We start from the raw sequence: 19,431 nt of genomic DNA, 5'->3' as shown, positions 1-19,431 counted from the left end.
AAGTCTTCCAGTGCTAGTCAAAACACAAGAACAGGTGGTCGATTGAAATTACAGAATTCGTATTATTATGAGTGCAAGCAGTCGGGAGAACAGCCCGTGTCCAGCATTAAGCAGGATTTTAGCTGCCGATATGCATACGGGAGAGCTGCGGAAACGGTCATGCTCTCAGAGAAAGGCCAGGATTATATGGCATTTGCCATCGATGGCGGAGTATGCAGCTTTGTTCTTTGTGATGGAGTTGGTTTAAGCTATAGAGGAGATTTTGCATCTTCTTTTTTAGGTCGAGGTCTGCTGGCATGGCTTCGAAGCGGCAGTGAGCTTTCACAGAATCAGCTTGAACGAAAACTGCATGAATTAACGACCGCTTCGGCTAAAGAATCTGATTTTTATGAGATGAAAGACAGTACGCCACAGCTGCTAAAGGAAGTGCTGCAGGAGAAGCAGCGGCTTGGCAGTGAAGCGATGTACATATGTGGGCGAATCGAGAAACCGTCCCGTTTTCAGCGAAAAGGAAAGCTGTGGCTTGCTTGGCAAGGAGATTCAAGGTTACGGTTGTTTGAAGAGCATATGGAGCTGACACCGTGTCTTGGGGATCGATTCAAGACATCAGAACGATGGTCTACGCGCAGCGGGCCAGTTGGCGGTAAACCGCATGTGTATGAACGCAAGCTGGATGAATCTTCTGGATACCGATTATTGATGTACAGCGATGGATTGAATGATCTGGACCCGATCAGCGAATGGGTTCCGGATGAGCAAGTGCAAGTACTAATGAACGCGCTGCATACGGGCGGACTTGAGGATGATGCCTCTTTTCTGGAGATTATGTGGTGAAAAGACTATATTTTATTTAAAGCCAGGCCTGAAGGGTCTGGTTTTTTGCGTTGACACAAACAAAACTAGTGTATATAGTGTATATATACACCGTTAAATTATTATATACACTTTGAATTAATGATATGGAAGTACTTAATCTTGAAGGCGGTGAAAACCATTCATTTGAATATTATTTTGTCTCATTCAAGCGGCGAGCCGATTTATGTGCAGATTGAAAAGCAGATCAGGCAGTGCATTATGCAGGGGATGTTGAAGCCAGGGGACCCGCTTCCATCGATTCGCCAATTAGCCAGAAATCTGGGAATTAGTGTTATTACAACAAAGCGAGCATACAACGAGCTTGAGAATCAGGGGTTGATTGATTCGATAGTGGGGAGGGGTTCTTTTGTATCAGGCTCCAACATGGAAATGATCCGGGAGCAAAGGCTGCGCTGGGTAGAGGATAAAGTAAGAGAACTGCTGGAGGAATGCCGAAATATTCCTCTGGATGTGAACGAGCTGATCGAAATGATCAAATTACTGGACCGGGAGGAGTCATAAGTATGGCTGTTGAAAAGGACATCGCTATGAATCCGGCAATCGAGCTGCAAGGAATAAACAAAGACTATGGTCATTTTCAGTTGAAAGATGTTTCAATGGTTGTGCCTAAAGGCTATATTACTGGCTTGATTGGACCGAATGGAGCAGGCAAGAGCACGATCATCAAGATGATCATGGGCATGGTTATACCGGATCAAGGTGAAATAAAACGGAACGGACAGCGTTATATATCTGACGAAGGATCTTTTAAGGAAACGATCGGTTATGTTTCGGATGAGAACATTTTTTATGATTTTTTAACCCTAAATGAAATTATTAAGATGACAGCGCCGTTCTACAAGACATGGAATACTGAGCATTTACGTCAAATGATGGAAGTGTTCCAGCTCTCAGGCAATCAGAAAATGAGGGATTGTTCAAAAGGGATGAAGATGAAGTTCGCCATCGCTTTGGCTATGGCAAGAAAACCGCAAATATTGATATTGGATGAGCCTACAGCGGGCCTGGACCCTGTATTCAGAAGAGATCTTCTTGACCTGTTTAATGAATATATTTTGGACGAGAGCCGGAGTATTCTTTTTTCAACTCATAACACGGATGATCTGGATCGTATTGCGGATTATGTAACATTTATTAACCGTGGCCGTGTCGTATTTAGCGATATAAAGGATGAGATCATCGATCGTTATGTTGTTGTAAAAGGAAATCCAGAACTTTTGGATGCGGATATCAGGCAGGAGTTAGTTGGTATTCGAGAGTCCGATCACGGGTTTGAAGGACTTTCTTCGGACAGAAGTCGAGCGGTTGCTTTATTTGGAGACAGTGTGTTTTATGAGCGGCCTACCCTTGAGGATATTATGTATTTTACATCGAAAGGAGAGAGAAGATTTGGGCAATCTGAAGCTATTTATACGTAAAGACTGGATGGTGATTCGAAAATATAAATGGTTTTTTCTGCTGTATTTATTGATCTATTCGACGCTCGATAGCAGCAACTTTCTGTTAACGATCGTTCCTGCGACCATGATCATTTTCGTGTCCAATTCCGATCTTAGACCGTTTCATAAGTATTTGGGCAGCCTGCCTCTCTCTCGAATAGGAATGGTATTTGGCAAATATGTGTCTTCCGGGTTTTACATGATGGTTGGTATGGCTCTAGCCGCTCTATTTTATTTAGGAGGTTCTTATATACGCGGTACCGATCCTGAGATGCAGAACGTTATTCTTACTTTCCTTACACTCAGTATATTTATGGCCGTGTACTACCCGCTTTATTATTGGGTGGGGCCTAAAGGAGGGCATCTTCTTCTTAGTTTCTCATGGCTGATTATTCTCGGGGCGACTATGGGGATATTTACATCAGATATCGAAGTGTTTAGACGAATGGAGCTGTTCTTGAATTCGGGAGCTGGGTATGTTTTTACGATCGCTCTGATAGGGATATTCCTCGTTCCTTCATTTCATCTTTCTGTAGCTATATTCCGTCGTAAAGATTTTTAAAGCCTTGCCGTGTTCAATAAAAAATTACACTACCCGCTTATAAACCCCCGTCTTTTGGGTAATCTTGTGACAGATAGGATCACATTGCCTGCGTAAAAAAGGAGATGGGTATGATGAATAACAAAGATGCCCGATTTCAGGGGAAAACAGCAATCATTACGGGAGCCGGCTCCGGCATTGGTAAAGCGGCGGCGGTTAAGCTTGCAAAAGAAGGCGCAAATGTTGCCTTGTTTGATCTAATGAATGATCGGACAAATGACGTCGAGCGGGAACTGAATGCGATTCGTGAAGGCTGTGCACGTTCATTCGATGTGGATACATCAGACCCGGGGCGTGTAGAAAAAGCGGTCCTTGAATCGGTAGAAATTTTCGGGGGCATCGACATTGTGTTTGCGAATGCGGGGATTAATGGAGTTTTGGCTCCGATTGAGGAGATGAAGTTGGAGGACTGGCAAAAGACGCTTAACATCAACCTGAGCGGTACTTTTTTGACAGTTAAATATGCGGTGCCTCATTTGAAAAAAAGAGGACAAGGCAGCATTATCATTACGAGCTCCGTAAATGGGACACGCGTGTTTACAGGCTTTGGCATGATCGCCTATAGTACGACAAAGGCTGGCCAAGTCGCATTTGCCAAGATGGCAGCCCTGGAGCTTGCGAGGTTCAAAATCCGCGTGAACGTCATATGTCCCGGCGCCATTTCAACGAATATTGATCAGAGCACTAAAAAACAAGGAGACCTTGAAGATATCGTCATTCCGATTGAGTTCCCGAAAGGAGGGCAGCCACTTGCAGAAGGACCGGGCCAAGCGGAGGACGTTGCCAATTTGGTAGCGTTTCTTGCTTCGGATGAATCCAAGCATATTACCGGTTCTCAAATTTTCATCGATGGGGCTGAATCCCTTCTTCACTAAGCTTAAGGATGCAAATACGGTTGTGTTTATAAAGAGGAAGCTGCAGATATTGCGGTTTCTTCTTTTTTTAAAACTGGAAAAATGGCTCTTATTTCTTTTCATGCTCCAATCATTTATGATAGTAAAATAGTTATAAAATGAAATGGAGGCTTCAGCCATGAGTATGTTTTCCCGGTTGGCCGAACAAAAAATTGAGGAAGCCATCCGAAACGGTGAACTTAACAATACAGCATATAGAGGCAAGCCGCTGCCTGTGGATGATCTGTCCCATGTTCCGGAGGACCTCCGAATGTCTTATCGCATATTGAAAAATGCCGGCTTCGTGCCGGAGGAGGTCAGCCTGCGCAAGGAGTGTGTACGGCTTCATGATCTTTTACACGCCTGCAGCAGTGAAGCGGAGAAAGAGAAGCACAGGAAGCAGCTTAACGAGAAAAGCCTGCGCCTGCAAATGTTGATGGAGCAGCGGGGACTCGGAACTAGCGGAGCCTTTCTCCAATATGAAGCACAGATCAAGGAGCGGCTAACACAAAAATAATGGATCGATGATAGATTCAAAAACGATACCGAAAGAAACAGCAAGATTATCTTGCAAAATGTAAAGGTCAGGAACAGAACGATGAATAGAAATGAGCTTCCCATTTTTAAGGTACTACCACAACTTAAAGACAGTTTTAAAAAACAGGCTTCCGCTGTTCTGATTGCTGAGCCGGGTGCGGGGAAAACGACTCAAACACCGCTTGCATTTCTGAACGAACCATGGTTAAGCGGAAAAAAGATCATTATGCTTGAGCCGCGAAGGCTTGCAGCGCGGTCCGCCGCTTCATACATGGCTTCATTACTAGGTGAAGCGGTAGGAAAGACCGTAGGATATCGTGTGCGTATGGACAGTCGTGTAAGTTCGGAGACGAGGATTGAGGTTGTGACCGAAGGTATCCTTACCCGGATGCTACAGAGCGATCCGGAGCTGCCCGATATCGGCATGATCATTTTTGATGAGTTTCATGAGCGTAATCTTCATGCGGATACCGGCCTTGCATTGGCGCTCGAGACACAGTCCGTATTTCGTCCGGATTTAAAATTGCTGGTGATGTCAGCTACATTGGAAGCTGAACCTGTAGCCGCTCTGCTTGGCGATGCTTCGGTAATTCACTGTGCGGGTAGAAGTTATCCTGTCGAAACAGTACATGTGCCTATTTCTGCGTCACAGCGAATGGAGCAGGGGGTAGCAGCGGTTATTTCTCGGGCACTTTTGGAAAGCGATGGCGATATTCTCGTTTTTTTGCCCGGGATACGTGAGATTCGCCGTACAGCTCGAGAGCTTGGAAGTATCGATTTGCCTCAAAATATCGTTGTACGTGAACTATTTGGCCAGCTGTCTACGGACAAGCAGGATGAAGCGATACAGCCTGATCGTGAAGGACGCCGGAAGATTGTATTGTCCACTTCCATTGCAGAAAGCAGTCTCACCTTAGAAGGTATCCGCGTCGTTGTAGACAGCGGTTGGATGAGAACCGAAGTCGTTTCACCGAGAACAGGCTTGCCGCAGCTGGTTACAAGGCGAGTGTCAAAGGCGTCGGCTGATCAACGCCGCGGACGAGCAGGCAGGCTTGGACCCGGGAAATGCTACCGGGTTTGGAGTGAGCAGGAGCATCGTCATTTGCCTGAAAGCAACATCCCGGCTATTCGGCAATCTGATCTCACCCCGCTGGCTCTGGAGCTGGCTGTATGGGGAGAGAAGGATCCCGCGGAGCTGTCGTGGCTGGATGTACCGCCGTCAGCTGCTTTTCAGCAAGGGAGAGATTCTCTTCAGCAGCTGGGGGCACTTGACGCTGATGGAGCAGTTCTCCCTCACGGCCGGCAGATGGCGGAGCTTGGAATACACCCTAGACTTTCTCATATGCTCCTTATGGGCAAACAGCTTGGACAAGGTGAATTGGCCTGTAGGCTTGCTGTTTTGCTGCAAGAGCGAGACCTTTTTAGCGCTTCAGAAGCGGCTGCTGACAGTGATATCCAATCGAGGATTGAACGGCTTTTGCACATGGAGCAGGGGCAGATCACTGCTTCGGCTTCAATAAACGGATCGGAAGGTTTGATGAAGCGGCTGTTTCAGGAAATACGTAATTTGTCCCAACATCTGCAATTAAAGGGTGAACGTTCATTAGACGTCTCTTTGTGCGGTCTTTTGCTTTCCTTTGCTTACCCCGATAGAATCGCTAAAAACCGGGGAGATGGAAGCTTCTTGCTCCGTAATGGACGGGGCGCTGCTTTGAAATCGGTTCAGCATTTAAGCCGAAAGAAATATATTGTTGTCGCTTCGGTAGACGATAAAGGGACGGAGGGCAGCATACATTTGGCTGCCTCATTAGAAGCGGACTTGATTGAACTGTATCATGGAGAGGATATCCTTGACGTCAAAGAAGTGACATGGGATTCCTCGGCTGGCGGGGTTCGTGCACGAATGAAGAGAACGCTTGGAGCCATTACAATCAAAGAGCAGGTTTATGCCCAGCCGCTGATTGAGGAGGTTTCAGCAGCCGTAGTGGAAGGGATTCGGCAAGAAGGTCTATCGCTGCTGTCATGGAACAAGCAGGCGGTGCAGTTGAGACAGCGAATGGCATTTATGAAGCGATATAACGCGGATTGGCCGGATGTTTCGGATGAAGCGCTGCTGGACACACTTGAGGAATGGCTGGAGCCGTATTTGGAGGGCGCTCGAAGCCGTCAGGAGTTGCAGCGCTTGAAGACCGCCGTAATTCTTGAGAATCTTTTAACATGGGAGCAGCGTCAGCTACTTCGCAAGGAAGCGCCGACACATATTAAAGTGCCGAGCGGATCTTCCATCCCTGTAGATTATTCGAACCCACAATATCCGTTTTTGGCAGTTCGACTGCAGGAGATGTTTGGATTGGCTGAAACACCTCGTCTTGCAGGTGGAAAAATTCCATTAACGATCCATCTGCTATCGCCTGCTCACAGGCCGGTTCAGGTGACCTCGGATTTATCCAGCTTTTGGAACAATGGTTATTTTGAAGTGAAAAAAGATTTGAAAGGACGTTACCCAAAGCATTATTGGCCAGACGATCCGCTTCAGGCCATACCGACAAGCCGCACAAGAGCAAAGATGTAATCATATGACGTTTTGACCTCCTGCCAATCGGGTAATGATGGATATCCTAAATGGCAGGAGGTATTTATGATGGAAAAGAAGATCGTTGGTGTGTTTGAAACAGAGCAGGAGGCCGCTAAAGCTATTGAGCAAATACAAGACCGGGGTGTCCCTACGGATGCCATCTCCATTATTGCCAAGGATAATCGAGATGTTGAAGCCGTCACGGAAGAGACCGGAACGAAAGCGCCGGAAGGGGTAGCAACAGGTGCTGCTACGGGTGGTGTGCTTGGCGGAGTGGCTGGTCTGATGGCTGGTATCGGCGCGTTAGCCATCCCGGGAATTGGACCTGTTCTGGCAGCAGGCCCTATCGCTGCTACGCTTGCCGGAGCTGCTGTAGGAGCAGGGGCAGGTGGATTGGTTGGAGGATTGATCGGGCTCGGCATTCCGGAGGATGAAGCTAAGGAATATGAGACCTATGTCGATCAGGGGCGTATACTCGTTCTGGTTGATGCTGGCCGATATGATAGCGATATTTATCATGCTTTCCGTACAAATCGTTCGTTGAATGCAGACCGATATGAAACCTATGGGGAAGATGGTGGACTTCCGCCACGCGGAACGAGTTTGTAATAGGATACAGCGGTTCATAAGCTGATAACAGTTGGTCCGGCTCTTAGTCAAGGAGCCGGACTTCTTGCTGTAAGTAAAGTAAAAAACGGTAAATATGGAATCAATTTTACAATCCGTTCCTATGTTTCTTTCATTTATAATGAAGTAGCAATTTACTAGCAGCGGGGAGAGAACATATGCGGAAAGAGAGAATACTGGAAATTGAACGTCTGCGCGGAATGGCTTTTCTGGCCGTCGTGTTGCAACATTCGATTGCTCATTATTCGGTGGCTGAAGGAATGACGGAGCGGGACGGCATTTTGATGGCTGTGCTGCTGATCGCTTCAAAGTTCGCTGTTCCTGCTTTTATTTTTATAACGGGCATGGTGCTGTTCTATAATGATTCAGGACAGCTTCAATACGGACAATTTGTTAAAAAACGCATCATTTATATTTATATCCCGTTTGTTGTCTGGACGGTCATTCATATGGCGGTGGATGGAACTCTTTACTTACGTGATCTGGAAGGGTGGTCAACGCTCGGGGAAATGCTCGTGACAGGAAAGGCAAGTTCACATCTATGGTATATGATCATGCTGTTCCAGTTCTACCTGTTATATCCGATTTACCGTTTTATCATACGCGGTATATCCAGCCGCTTTACACATCGTATCAATATAGTGCTACTTGCTGTAACCGGTATGTTGTTTATCGTTATGACAGCTTATATCTCTGATATAGGAAGCTATGTAGGAAGGTTCAACATTCCGGTTATAAGTGAATTGTTTACGACCTATGCCGATCGAAACGCATTGAATTTTTTCTTTTATTTTATACTGGGGGCTACGGCTGGAATGAATCCGGAGATGTGGTCCAAGTGGATTCATAAGGCCAGATTTATGTATTGGACCGTCTTTGCATTTATGTTTGGCTTTCTTCTGATGCAAGGAATTCATGAGATACGTTTGGCAGAAGGAGAGCTTATTACATTTTACTCCCTATCATTGTTAAGACCGGAGATGGCGCTGTTTCTCATCAGTTCTATACTGTCGATGTATGATTTGGCAAGCTGGATATGCAAAAGAGCTGGCAGAAAAGTCAATGCTGTGCTGTCGAGTGTAGGGATGTATTCTTTTGGAGCTTATCTGATGCATTTACTGACTTTGCGCATCAGCTATATATTTGATGAAAGCTTCATGATCTCCATGCCCTCTGCAGTTCGGATTTTTTCTTCGTGGGTGATTAGCGCTGTGCTTGCCTACTTGGGTGCGCGTTTGTTTGCGCTGATACCCTCAGGGAAATGGTTGGCGGGAGTGCCGGTTACAAAAAGACGGAAGCATGCAGGAGTTGAGCGAAAGCTTGACACCTCGGCGAAAATGTAATTACATGATTTAGACTTTATGAATCATAGGAAAGCTGCCTGATAGGCGGATTTTCGTATGATTAGGTCAACCAGTGAATTTTCTGGTTGGCCTATTTTTGTAGGTGAACAGATTTTCATGCCGCGATGCTTCCCACTAATTACATAATAATATTTCAATATATAAAAAATTCATAATAGGTGAATATTTTACCGTGCACTTCGTCATCATTTCTGTTACGCATTCTTATTTCGTATATAACAATTCGTAAAAAGGAGCAGTTTGAGTCCTATTGTGCAAAGTGGGAAATGGTGGTTTATAATGGTACAAAAGCGTAAAGGAGGCGGCAGGATGGCTTTTATGATCGCTCAAAGGGCATTTATTAAATTATATCTTATAACGATGGTGGAGCAGCAGCGGGGGTATGGGTATCAGATGCTGGAAGAAATGCGGCAGGAGTTTAAAAAGTACGGTTATTCTCCGCCGCAAAGCGAGATTTACCGGGCGCTTCATGAGCTGGTGCAGGAAGGGGTCTTTTATCGAACGAAACAGCTGAAAGGCAATGACCCGAAAGTCGATTTCCAGGAAATTGTTCTGTATCATTTTACCGATGATGGTGTTGAAAAAGCAAAGCTTTATAAGAAACAAGTGAAAAATGATCTCGATCGGTGTTTAGCTATATTGAATAAAGCGGTAATAGATAACTATTAAGGAAAAGGAGGAATCACTTCATGGCAAAAAAACTGCGCTTTGGTATTATGAGTACAGCAAGAATCGCCAGAAATTCCATGATACCCGGTATACTAAAATCAGAACGCTGTGAGGTAGCCGCCATTGCCAGTCGAGATCAGAAAAAGGCCGAGGACGTTGCCAAGCGGTTTGACATTCCAGTCTATTACGGTTCCTATGAGCAATTGCTCGATGATCCTGATGTTGATGCAGTTTATATACCGCTTCCTAATCATTTGCACAAGCCATGGTCGATCAAGGCGATGAAGGCTGGAAAACATGTGTTATGCGAGAAGCCTGCCGCTCTAAATGAAATTGAAGTGCGTCAAATGGTCGATGCTGCCAGGGAACATAAAGTTGTTTTTGCTGAGGCGTTTATGTATCGTTACCACCCAAAACATGCACGGGTTCGCGAGCTTATCGAACGTGGGGAAATTGGAGAAATCCGAAGCATACACGGCAGCTTTACTTTCAACAATGCTGCGGATAAGGAAAACGTAAGATACAGCAGAGAAATGGGGGGAGGATCGATCTATGATGTCGGCTGCTATCCGATTTCTGCGGCTCGGATGATATATCAAATGGAGCCCAGGGCTGTGACGGCACATGCATTTTATTCAGAAGAACATGATGGAGTGGACATGATGACGCATGGTCTGTTGGAGTTTGATCATGGCCTTGCGCTAACTTTTGAATGTGGGATGTGGGCATATTCGCGGTGCTGCCTGGAGATTTCAGGAACGGAAGGAAGGATTGAGCTGCCTTCTGCATTCGGCTGGGAACGGATGGAGGATCAGGCTCAAATATGGATACACACGCCAAAAGGAACTCGGGAAGAAAAGCTTGGAGCTCATAATCACTTTGCACTTCAGGCTGATGCCTTGGCCGCGGCTATACTCGATGGAACTCCTCTTCCCTTTGATCCGGAAGACTCCATTTATAATATGAGGGTGATAGACGCTTGTCGTGAATCGGCCCGAACATCTGCAAGGGTTGTCATTGGTTGATCTTTTGATCTAATAAACTCTATATGACAACAGAGGAAGAGGAAAATGAATTTTTCCAGGGTATAATACAGATGTGCGAGAAAATTCTTTACCACGAATATTCGGGAGGAATCGGCTTCATAAAAAAGAGGGTGCCCAAGGTGATTTGATCCTGCGCACCCTTTCACTCTATTTTCTTTATCCGCCAATCCAGATAACAGCTTAAGATGTTGCAGCTTCATACTTTCAGTGGTCCTTTTTAGGCCCCGACGTTATGAAAACGGCCATTTGTCTGCTGTCGGCTGCTTGGTCAAGGTGTTATAATATTCTCCTTGATCAGACCTCTCATCCGTTAGTTGCCGATCAGGGGCATGCTCAATGCAGTAGATTGTATAGGGGAGTGCTGCCAAACGCTCGTATGGAATTTCAGTGCCGCACGTATCACAAATGCCGTAAGTTCCATCCTCCATACGTTGTAAGGAATCGCGGATTTGTATCAGTACATCGCTTAATGTTTCGTTGATAGCTATATCACGCCCGCGTTCGAACGTTTCGGTACCGATATCCGCCGGGTGATTGTCAGCAGTGCTGATTTCTCCTGTGGAATCGCTCAGGGAATCAGATAATTGCGGTTTTTCTTCATCATACGGTTCAAGCTGTTTCTTCTCGGTGATTAAACTGCGTTTGAGCGTTTGCAGCTGGCGATCACTCAAATGCTTCATATGAATACACTCCTTCACACATCTGATTAGTTGCACCATCTTTAATCCCCTTACCCCAAAGTGGATGTATGCAATCAAAATCAGATTTTGCAAGGGTTTCAAAGGTTTTTGGAACTTCCTCCAAAAAAGCGCGAAATGGTTTTATAAGGCTTCTGAATATGATATAAAAAAAGAAGGGGCAGGACCGAAAATAAGGTGATGCACCAATATTTGGAGGTATACGACAATGGATGAACACATGAAACGCCGATTGGATAAACAAAAGAAACTTTTCCGACAACTGGGCATTCAACTGGACGCTCTGTCTATCCATGAAAAAGAGTTCTCGAATAAATTGCGGGGCTATGATGCGGAAGAAGTTGACTCGTTCTTGGACGATGTGATAAAGGATTACGAACGTTTCTATGCTACCATCTCGGATTTGATGGATAAGTGGCAGGAACAGCAGATCATGATTCGTGATTTGAAAGCCGGGGTAAGGCCCGAACCGGAACGCCCGGGAATTGATCCGAAAGCAATTGAAGAAGTCGTCCTTAAGCTGGAGGCCGATCTTGCGTTGCTTAAGAAAAGAATTCGACCGGAGCAGCAGTTTTTCATTGATTAGTTTTTAATAGAATTGTATTTACATAAAAACCACGACTTGCCTTATTAATAAGGTGAATCGTGGTTTTCTTATATGGATGCTGAAGTTGATTTTTTTGATTATCTTGGCCTTATGATGTATGGACCTGTGTCCAAAGTCACGAAATAGAGAGGGTATATTTTACCTTGTAAACCAAAATTATAACAATTACTATATGGGTATATAAGAATTGAAGAAATAGGGAGGTTGGCAGTTTGGCTAACAGCCTGAAAATAAAAATTCGTACCAAGATTATTTTTGGGTACGTGCTTGTATTAGTATGTCTTGGTCTTTTTCTGTTGATTGTTTCTGGTCGAATAAATTCTCTCCAGCAGGAAGCGGATTTTATCGAACAGCGTGATATTGAAGTTCACAATCTAACCCATGAAATTGAAAAAAATATGCTTGAGCTCGAGACGGGACAGCGCGGTTTTGTCATTACCGGAGATCCGGCCTATCTGGAACCATTTAAACTGGCTTTATCCCAATGGGAGATGAATTATAATAAATTACAGCAGTTGATTTCCGATAGTGAGACTCAGTTAGCTAATCTGGCTAACATTAAAGAAAACATTAATAAATGGATCGAGGTTGCCGGGCAGCCGGCGGTTCGATTGAAGCGGGCAGGGCAGGATGAAGAAGCGCTGCATTTTTTTATTGATGATCCCGGGCAGCCGGCGATGCAAATGATTCGCAGCCAGTTTACCGAGTTTCGCAATACGGAAAGACAATTGACCGCTGAGCGTATTGATGCCATCAAGAATAGCAACGATAACCTGCTGATCAGCATGTACTTACTATGGGCAGCCGTCGCATTCGTTACGATTCTTTCTGCTTTTGTTATATCCAAAAGCATTGTCAAACCTATTCGCCAGGTCACAGAGATGATTTCCGATATAGCTGACGGAGTGGCGGATGGTGACAGTCTTAGTCAGCGAATCAAAGTGAACACCCGTGATGAAGTGCTCGATCTGGCTGAAAATACGAATAAATTACTGGACAATGTTAGCCGTCACGCATGGATCAAAGATCAGGTTACGATTATGTCTGCACTGCTTCAGAGTGCGGATCGGCTGGATACATTGGCACGGTTCTTTATTTATAAAGTTGCCGGTGCTCTGAATGTTCCGTATGCTGCGCTGTTTATTAATCGAAATGATACGGAGTTGGTAAAAGCAGCTGCCTTTGCTGACCCGGACGGTGAGCCTTGGGACAAGGTTCGCGACCGATTTGCTCCCGGGGAGGGTCTTGTAGGGCAGTGTATGCTCGAAAAACGATTTATATATATTGATGATATTCCCCCGAATTATGTACGTATCGAGTCTGGTCTGGGTGATTCGGAGCCTTCCAGCTTGCTGGTAGCGCCGATTATGTTTGAGGATCATGTGCTGGGTGTCATTGAATTGGCGATGTTCAAACCGATGAATCAAGAGTCAAGGCAGCTGCTGGACCAGCTTCTTCAAGTGCTTGGCGCTGCGATGAATTCAATGCTGAACAAGATGGAGATCCAGCAGTTATACCGGGAAGCTCAGGCTTTAAATGAAGAATTACAGGTCCAGACAGAGGAACTTCAATCCCAGACTGTAGAGCTTCAAATGCATGCGTCTGAAGCGAAGATATTAAATGAACAGCTGGAAGCGCAAAAAGATGCCGCAGAACAGGCAGCGAAGGAATTGGAAAAATATGCAGAGCAGGTTGAGCAAAGCTCGACGTATAAATCACAATTTCTGGCCAATATGTCACATGAGCTTCGCACACCGTTAAACAGTATGTTGATTTTATCCCAGATTTTATCAGAAAATCAGGAGGGACATTTGACAGAGGAAGAGCAAAATTATGCCTCCATCATTTATAAATCAGGTAGCGAGCTTCTAAGCTTGATCAATGATATATTGGACCTGTCTAAAGTTGAAGCAGGGAAAATGGTAATTGAAATGGATTGGGTGAATCTGACTGAGCTTCCGGAAGTGATGCGGGGGTATTTTGAAAAAATGGCGGAGAATAAGCATCTTTCCCTTGAAATTGAGATGGATTCCAATATTCCTCATGTTATATACAGCGATAGCATGAGGCTGCATCAAATATTACGTAATCTGCTGTCTAACGCTATAAAATTTACCGATGAAGGTAAAGTAAAGCTTTCGATCGGAATCGTACAATCTTTGAATACGGATAATTATTCCTCAGATAACGGTCTGATTGCCTTTACGGTAGAAGATACAGGGATAGGAATATCAGATGAAAATATGAAATCTATCTTTGAAGCCTTTCGTCAAGGAGACGGCGCTACAGCACGCAAGTTTGGCGGTACTGGTCTTGGACTATCGATTTCCTTGCAATTGTCAAAATTATTAGGCGGACATATCACTGTGGAGAGTCAAGAAGGAGCAGGAAGCAGGTTTACACTCTACTTGCCGATGAATACAGGTAAAGATCATAGTGGAAACTTGTTTCTTGTACCGGAAGTGGCGGCTACAATCGAGAAAACATCTCACTAATAGACAGATGAATGTAATATTTTCGGTGTAACACGCTAAGTGTAGACAAAATATTAATTGGTTCGACAGCAAGTTGACGGTATAACTGTTTTGCATTATGATGGTTATATCATCCACACAGTGTGGCGTGTTACCGTTTACGGGCATGAGCCAAGAAAAGCCTTTTTAAGAAAAGGTCTTTTCTTGGCTTTTCTATTATTTATGAATCCTTCTAACGAGAATCGGTTTAAAAGCTTAATAAGAAAGGGGGATGCGCATGAGCGGGGCGGAAACGTTTAAGGTCATCCGGGTTATCGGCAACAATGTCGTAATGGTTCAAGGCGCCAAAAAAGAGATAGAGTACGTTATATTAGGCAAAGGAATCGGATTCGGAACAAAGATTGGTGACACGATCATTTCGGATGATCCCCGCATCGAGAAGCTGTTTAAGCTGGAAGATCGAGAACAGTGGAGTCAGTATCACCATCTGTTGGAAGACTTTGATCCCAAGGTCCTCGAAATTACTGATGAAATCTTGAACAGTATCACCACAGAATTCCCGGGTAAATTAAATGACAAAGTATACCTTGCGCTGCCTAGCCATATTCAGTTTACGATTTACCGCATCCGGAAAGGAATGGATATTATCAATCCGTTTCTGGAAGAAACAAAAATCAGTTTTCCGAAAGAATATAAAATCGCTTCGAATGCCGCAGAAATGATCAGTCGGACTTTTAATATACAGGTTCCAGAAGATGAGGTTGGTTTTTTAACGTATCATGTGTATTCAGCTGTAAGTCATGTTCCTGTCGGGCAGCTCGTAAAGGCCTCCAATATGGTGGGGCGACTCGTTCATATCATCGAGAGTGAGCGTGATATGAAATTCAAGAATGGCAGTATGGACCATGTTCGGCTGCTCATGCATTTACGGTTTTCCGTGGATCGGATTCTCAAACAATCCGCCAATATTGACAATCCGTTTGCAGAACAGATCAAAGCTAAATTTACGAGTGAATATGAACTGGCGAAGCGTCTTGCCGAAGAGATGGAAAATGATCTTGGCAGATCTATTCCAGAAGCGGAAGTATGCTTCTTGGCCATGCATCTGTACCGGTTGTTTAGGGGACGGACACAACAAAACAGACAAGCTAGGGAGGAATTTTAATGTTTGATCGCTGGAAAAAAAAGAAGGATGTGAACAAAGTAGAGGTGAAAGCCCCCCTTACAGGTCAGGCTGTGTCTCTGTCTCAAGTGCCGGATGAAGCATTTGCTGCAGGGCATATGGGGAAAGGAATTGCCATCGAACCATCAGAGGGCCGTCTGGTAGCTCCATTTGACGGAACGGTCGTGCATGTGATTAAAACAAAGCATGCCGTTATGCTGGAGGAGAAAGCGACAGGACTTCAGTATCTGTTTCATATTGGCATTAATACGGTAGGTCTGAAGGGTGAAGGTTATACCAGTTATGTCAATGTAGGAGATGTTGTAAAGACGGGTCAAACACTGATCGAATTCGACATTGATGCCATTAAGGCTGCCGGATATCCGATTGTAACCCCGGTCATCGTAACGAATGCGGATGAGCTCGCTTCTACTGTTGAAGAACATACAGGCAGTGTGACTGCTGGCTCAGACTCGGTGCTTAGCATCAATCTGAATTCCTGATTTGTGTATTTTGTTATTGACAAAGAATAAAGCACTGATTTAAGATAGCATCATCAAATGAATACGTTTTAAGGCGTGTTACCATGAATTTGGGCATGAGCCAAGAAGAGAGCGTGATTACGTTTATGTAGTCATCATTCTTCTTGGCTTTTTTTGTGGGCTAAGATTTGAAAGTGACAATATTCAGAGATCATTCGCCTTGAAATGTTAATGAACTTCCCATAACAAGGAGGAGTAGCGATAGAAGGTTCGGTACAAAGGGGTGAAAAATGAACAACAAGTCATTCACTCGACACCTTATGTAAACGGTTTCTGAAAGTTAAAAACGGAAAGGATGATTGACATGCTGGCTAAGTTACAAAAGCTAGGTAAGTCACTGATGCTGCCGGTTGCAACATTGCCTGCGGCAGGTATTTTGCAAGGACTCGCACTCATTGACTATCAGAAGGATATTCCGCTTGGTGCCGTTGGTGCATTTCTGAATCAATATGTAACACCATTTATGGGTGCCGGAGCGGCGGTTATTTTTGGAAACCTCGCATTGATTTTTGCTATCGGGGTTGCCATCGGTTTTGCCGGCGATGCCGTTGCCGCTTTATCTGCTTTGATTGGATATTTGGTTTTGGAAGGTGTTTTAGCCCGAATACCATTGCAAATGTCATTTATCGCGGATGATGTAAAGCTCAATATGGGAGTACTCGGGGGTATTTTGATAGGTATATGGTCTGCGTATTTGTATAACAAGTACCATAATATCAGAATGCCTGACTGGCTCGGTTTTTTTGCTGGTAAAAGATTTGTACCCATTATTACGGCTGTCACTACAATGGTTTTAGCTACCTTGGTCGGCATGATCTGGTACCCAATACAGCTTGCTATTGCCGTTTTCGGTAACTGGGTTGTAGAGCTTGGTGGAATCGGAGCATTTATATTTGGTACGGCGAACCGATTATTAATTCCTACTGGCCTGCACCACGTTCTTAACACGATTGCCTGGTTCCAAATCGGTGAGTTTACAAACGCTGCCGGCGAAGTTGTCCAGGGTGACTTGTCCCGTTTCTTTGCTGGCGATCCAACGGCAGGTATGTTTATGTCCGGATTCTTTCCGATTATGATGTTTGCGATGCCTGCAGCAGCATTGGCCTTCGTTCATACGGCGAAGCCATCTAAACGTAAAATCGTCGGTTCACTTGTGATCGGTTCAGCAGTTGCTTCGTTTTTGACCGGTATTACAGAGCCGCTTGAATTTACATTTATGTTCCTTGCACCTGTATTGTATGTAGTGCATGCGATTTTAACAGGTCTATCAGGTTTAGTCATGTATTTGCTGGATGTACATTTAGGTTTCGCTTTTTCGGCCGGTCTGATTGACTTTCTCGTCAACTTGAAATTATCCACCAATGCGTGGATGCTCATTCCTGTTGGTTTGGCATTCGGCTTGGTATACTACTTCTTGTTCCGCATCATCATCGTGAAGTTGAATCTAAAAACACCGGGGCGTGAAGATGATGAGGATGAGACAGAAGTGGATCCAGCTACCGGAAAATCGGCTCCAGTATCAGCGGAATCGAAAGCGGCCAAAGTTCTTGAGCATATCGGAGGACCTGATAACATTACGAGCATCGATGCTTGTATTACGCGTTTGCGCCTTATAGTTAAGGACGATAAAGCTGTTAAGGAATCCGAGCTCAAAAAACTAGGTGCTTCCGGCGTTATGCGTCTGGGGCAAGGCGCTGTGCAGATCGTGTTTGGACCGCAGGCTGAATCGATAAAGGATGATATTAAGAAAATGTTATAGAAGATATTAAGGGATTGTCCCCCAAGAAAATTTTTATTATTTGTGGGATGACGGTTAAAAAACAAGGTCGAGTTGGGGGAGTTTTCTCCCGTACTCGACCTTTTTTGCTTACAGGGCGGATAATGCACATAGAATTCGGTACATAATGAAACAGACTGCTTAATTATGGATAATACAGGAGGGATTAACATCAGCGCCTCAGTTAAGAAAGCAAGAGTCAAACAGGATAAACATTTAAAATGGTGGCAATTGTCGTTGCTGGGGGTAGCCTCAACGATCGGAACAGGCTACTTTCTTGGCTCAGCTTTTGGCATTAAACTGGGTGGTCCGGCCGTTTTAATCTCATATGTGCTAGCTGCATTTTGTACGTTTATCGTATTTGACCTATTGTCAGCTATGACCGTCGATGATCCGCAAAAAGGATCATTTCGTACATATGCGAAAAAGGCCCATGGACGTTGGGCCGGCTTTTCAACAGGCTGGATGTATTGGTGTGCAGAGGTGCTCATTATGGGCAGCCAGATGACTGCGCTTGCGATTTTTTCACGCTTTTGGTTTCCGGCTGTGCCGATGTGGCTGTTTGCAGCAGGGTATGCAGTTTTGGGTTTATTCGTTATCTGGCTAGGGAACAAAGGCTTTGATCGGCTTGAAAATATACTGGCGATTATTAAAATTGCTGCTATTGTCATGTTTCTGGTTATCGCAGCAGCCGCTCTGATGGGATGGATCAAAGGTGGAACTAAACCTGAAGTTCCTTTGACAACGTCTGCTTTTTTTCCGACTGGCATATTTGGGCTATGGTCATCCCTTATATTTGCTTTTTATGCGTTTGGAGGCATAGAGGTGATGGGGGTGATGGCTGTCAGGCTTAAAGATCCGAAAGATGCGCCGAAGTCTGGAAAAGTAATGATTTTGATTTTGGCGGTAGTCTATGTATTGTCGCTTGCTGCCGCAGTAACAATGGCGTCTTGGAACAAGTTTCCGACAACGAAAAGTCCGTTTGTTTATGCACTAGCTTCTTACGATCTTCCGTTTGTTCCCCATGTATTTAATGCAGTGCTTATTATTGCCGGCTTCTCAACGATGGTAGCGTCACTTTATGCCGTAACAACGATGATTGTTACTTTGTCTGAAGATCACGATGCACCTAAACTGTTTTCCCGCAAATGGTTTAAACGGAAAACGCCGTTGTTAGCTTTGGCGCTTACAGCTGCAGGATTGATCGCTTCAATTGTGTTGTCTCTGCTTATGCCTGCCAAAATCTATGAATACTTAACGACTGCGGCGGGACTAATGCTGCTGTATAATTGGTTCTTTATTCTGATTTCAGCAGGAAGAAACCTGGAGTTGACCGTATGGGGTCAAGTAAAGAGATATACAGGGATGTTGCTTATTTTACTTGCTGTCAGTGGAACATTATTTCATACAACCAGCCGTCCTGGATTTTGGATCAGTCTCGGTTTTATTGCGATTATTGCTGTCGTATTGTTGTTTATGCAGTCTGTATGGCGAAAAGCAGAGAAAGAAGCGAAAAAATCCTAGCTTTTACCCCAAGCGGTTTC

Annotated in this window: 18 protein-coding genes; 17 read left to right on the top strand and 1 reads right to left on the bottom strand. The window is 44.7% G+C overall.

Going from position 1 to position 19,431, the window contains the following annotated elements; translation table 11 throughout:
- Positions 1-42 precede the first annotated feature (42 nt).
- The 11 genes from C8268_RS01045 to C8268_RS00995 all read left to right on the top strand — a co-directional run bounded on the left by C8268_RS01045 (position 43) and on the right by C8268_RS00995 (position 10,606).
- Positions 43-834, top strand: coding sequence for a hypothetical protein (locus C8268_RS01045; protein WP_234032639.1), 792 nt, complete (start codon positions 43-45; stop codon positions 832-834).
- A 165-nt stretch (positions 835-999) separates the two neighbouring features.
- Positions 1,000-1,377, top strand: coding sequence for a GntR family transcriptional regulator (locus tag C8268_RS01040; RefSeq protein ID WP_106769789.1), 378 nt, complete (start codon positions 1,000-1,002; stop codon positions 1,375-1,377).
- Between the two features lie 2 nt (positions 1,378-1,379).
- Positions 1,380-2,294 carry an ABC transporter ATP-binding protein gene (locus C8268_RS01035; RefSeq protein WP_234032638.1) on the top strand — a complete coding sequence of 305 codons (915 nt, stop codon included), beginning with the start codon at positions 1,380-1,382 and terminating at the stop codon, positions 2,292-2,294.
- A complete protein-coding gene (locus C8268_RS01030; RefSeq protein WP_158702652.1) occupies positions 2,266-2,877 on the top strand; it encodes an ABC-2 transporter permease in 612 nt (203 codons plus the stop codon). Before C8268_RS01035 ends, C8268_RS01030 begins: the two co-directional genes overlap by 29 nt.
- A gap of 113 nt (positions 2,878-2,990) precedes the next feature.
- Positions 2,991-3,791, top strand: a complete 801-nt coding sequence (locus C8268_RS01025) for an SDR family oxidoreductase (protein WP_106765952.1) — start codon at positions 2,991-2,993, stop codon at positions 3,789-3,791.
- Positions 3,792-3,948: 157 nt separating this feature from the next.
- Positions 3,949-4,326 (top strand): DnaJ family domain-containing protein, encoded by a 378-nt coding sequence (locus tag C8268_RS01020; RefSeq protein WP_106765951.1) that lies wholly within the window; start codon positions 3,949-3,951, stop codon positions 4,324-4,326.
- An 81-nt stretch (positions 4,327-4,407) separates the two neighbouring features.
- Positions 4,408-6,918, top strand: coding sequence for an ATP-dependent helicase HrpB (gene hrpB / locus C8268_RS01015; RefSeq protein WP_106765950.1), 2,511 nt, complete (start codon positions 4,408-4,410; stop codon positions 6,916-6,918).
- A 69-nt stretch (positions 6,919-6,987) separates the two neighbouring features.
- Complete coding sequence (locus C8268_RS01010; RefSeq protein ID WP_106765949.1) at positions 6,988-7,530, top strand: general stress protein; 543 nt, start codon at positions 6,988-6,990, stop codon at positions 7,528-7,530.
- Positions 7,531-7,706: 176 nt separating this feature from the next.
- Positions 7,707-8,891 carry an acyltransferase gene (locus tag C8268_RS01005; RefSeq protein WP_106765948.1) on the top strand — a complete coding sequence of 395 codons (1,185 nt, stop codon included), beginning with the start codon at positions 7,707-7,709 and terminating at the stop codon, positions 8,889-8,891.
- A gap of 330 nt (positions 8,892-9,221) precedes the next feature.
- Positions 9,222-9,581 (top strand): replication termination protein, encoded by a 360-nt coding sequence (locus C8268_RS01000; protein ID WP_106765947.1) that lies wholly within the window; start codon positions 9,222-9,224, stop codon positions 9,579-9,581.
- Between the two features lie 20 nt (positions 9,582-9,601).
- A complete protein-coding gene (locus C8268_RS00995; protein ID WP_106765946.1) occupies positions 9,602-10,606 on the top strand; it encodes a Gfo/Idh/MocA family protein in 1,005 nt (334 codons plus the stop codon).
- Positions 10,607-10,857: 251 nt separating this feature from the next.
- On the opposite strand, the gene C8268_RS00990 is transcribed toward C8268_RS00995, so the two are convergent.
- Positions 10,858-11,307 carry a TraR/DksA C4-type zinc finger protein gene (locus tag C8268_RS00990; RefSeq protein ID WP_106765945.1) on the bottom strand — a complete coding sequence of 150 codons (450 nt, stop codon included), beginning with the start codon at positions 11,305-11,307 and terminating at the stop codon, positions 10,858-10,860.
- 226 nt (positions 11,308-11,533) lie between these two features.
- On the opposite strand from C8268_RS00990, the gene C8268_RS00985 reads away from it, so the two are divergent.
- The 6 genes from C8268_RS00985 (at position 11,534) to C8268_RS00960 (ending at position 19,411) form a co-directional block, all read left to right on the top strand.
- On the top strand, positions 11,534-11,911 hold the full coding sequence (locus C8268_RS00985; protein WP_106765944.1) for a DivIVA domain-containing protein: 378 nt from the start codon (positions 11,534-11,536) through the stop codon (positions 11,909-11,911).
- Between the two features lie 233 nt (positions 11,912-12,144).
- Entirely contained in the window at positions 12,145-14,427 is a 2,283-nt protein-coding gene (locus tag C8268_RS00980; RefSeq protein ID WP_106765943.1) for a CHASE3 domain-containing protein, read from the top strand.
- Positions 14,428-14,683: 256 nt separating this feature from the next.
- Positions 14,684-15,571: a PRD domain-containing protein gene (locus tag C8268_RS00975; RefSeq protein WP_106765942.1), complete on the top strand. Its 888-nt coding sequence runs from the start codon at positions 14,684-14,686 to the stop codon at positions 15,569-15,571.
- A complete protein-coding gene (locus C8268_RS00970; RefSeq protein WP_106765941.1) occupies positions 15,571-16,071 on the top strand; it encodes a PTS sugar transporter subunit IIA in 501 nt (166 codons plus the stop codon). Before C8268_RS00975 ends, C8268_RS00970 begins: the two co-directional genes overlap by 1 nt.
- A gap of 343 nt (positions 16,072-16,414) precedes the next feature.
- The gene (locus tag C8268_RS00965; RefSeq protein ID WP_106765940.1) at positions 16,415-17,869 is read left to right on the top strand and encodes a PTS transporter subunit EIIC; all 1,455 of its coding nucleotides are present in this window, start codon (positions 16,415-16,417) and stop codon (positions 17,867-17,869) included.
- Positions 17,870-18,034: 165 nt separating this feature from the next.
- A complete protein-coding gene (locus C8268_RS00960) occupies positions 18,035-19,411 on the top strand; it encodes an amino acid permease (RefSeq protein WP_106765939.1) in 1,377 nt (458 codons plus the stop codon).
- Positions 19,412-19,431: the final 20 nt, after the last annotated feature.

It is taken from the genome of Paenibacillus faecalis (assembly GCF_900289175.1).
GTDB lineage: Bacteria > Bacillota > Bacilli > Paenibacillales > Paenibacillaceae > Paenibacillus_AQ > Paenibacillus_AQ faecalis.
The sequence above is the reverse complement of the archived record's forward strand: the minus strand, read 5'-3'. Positions and strand labels throughout refer to the sequence as shown.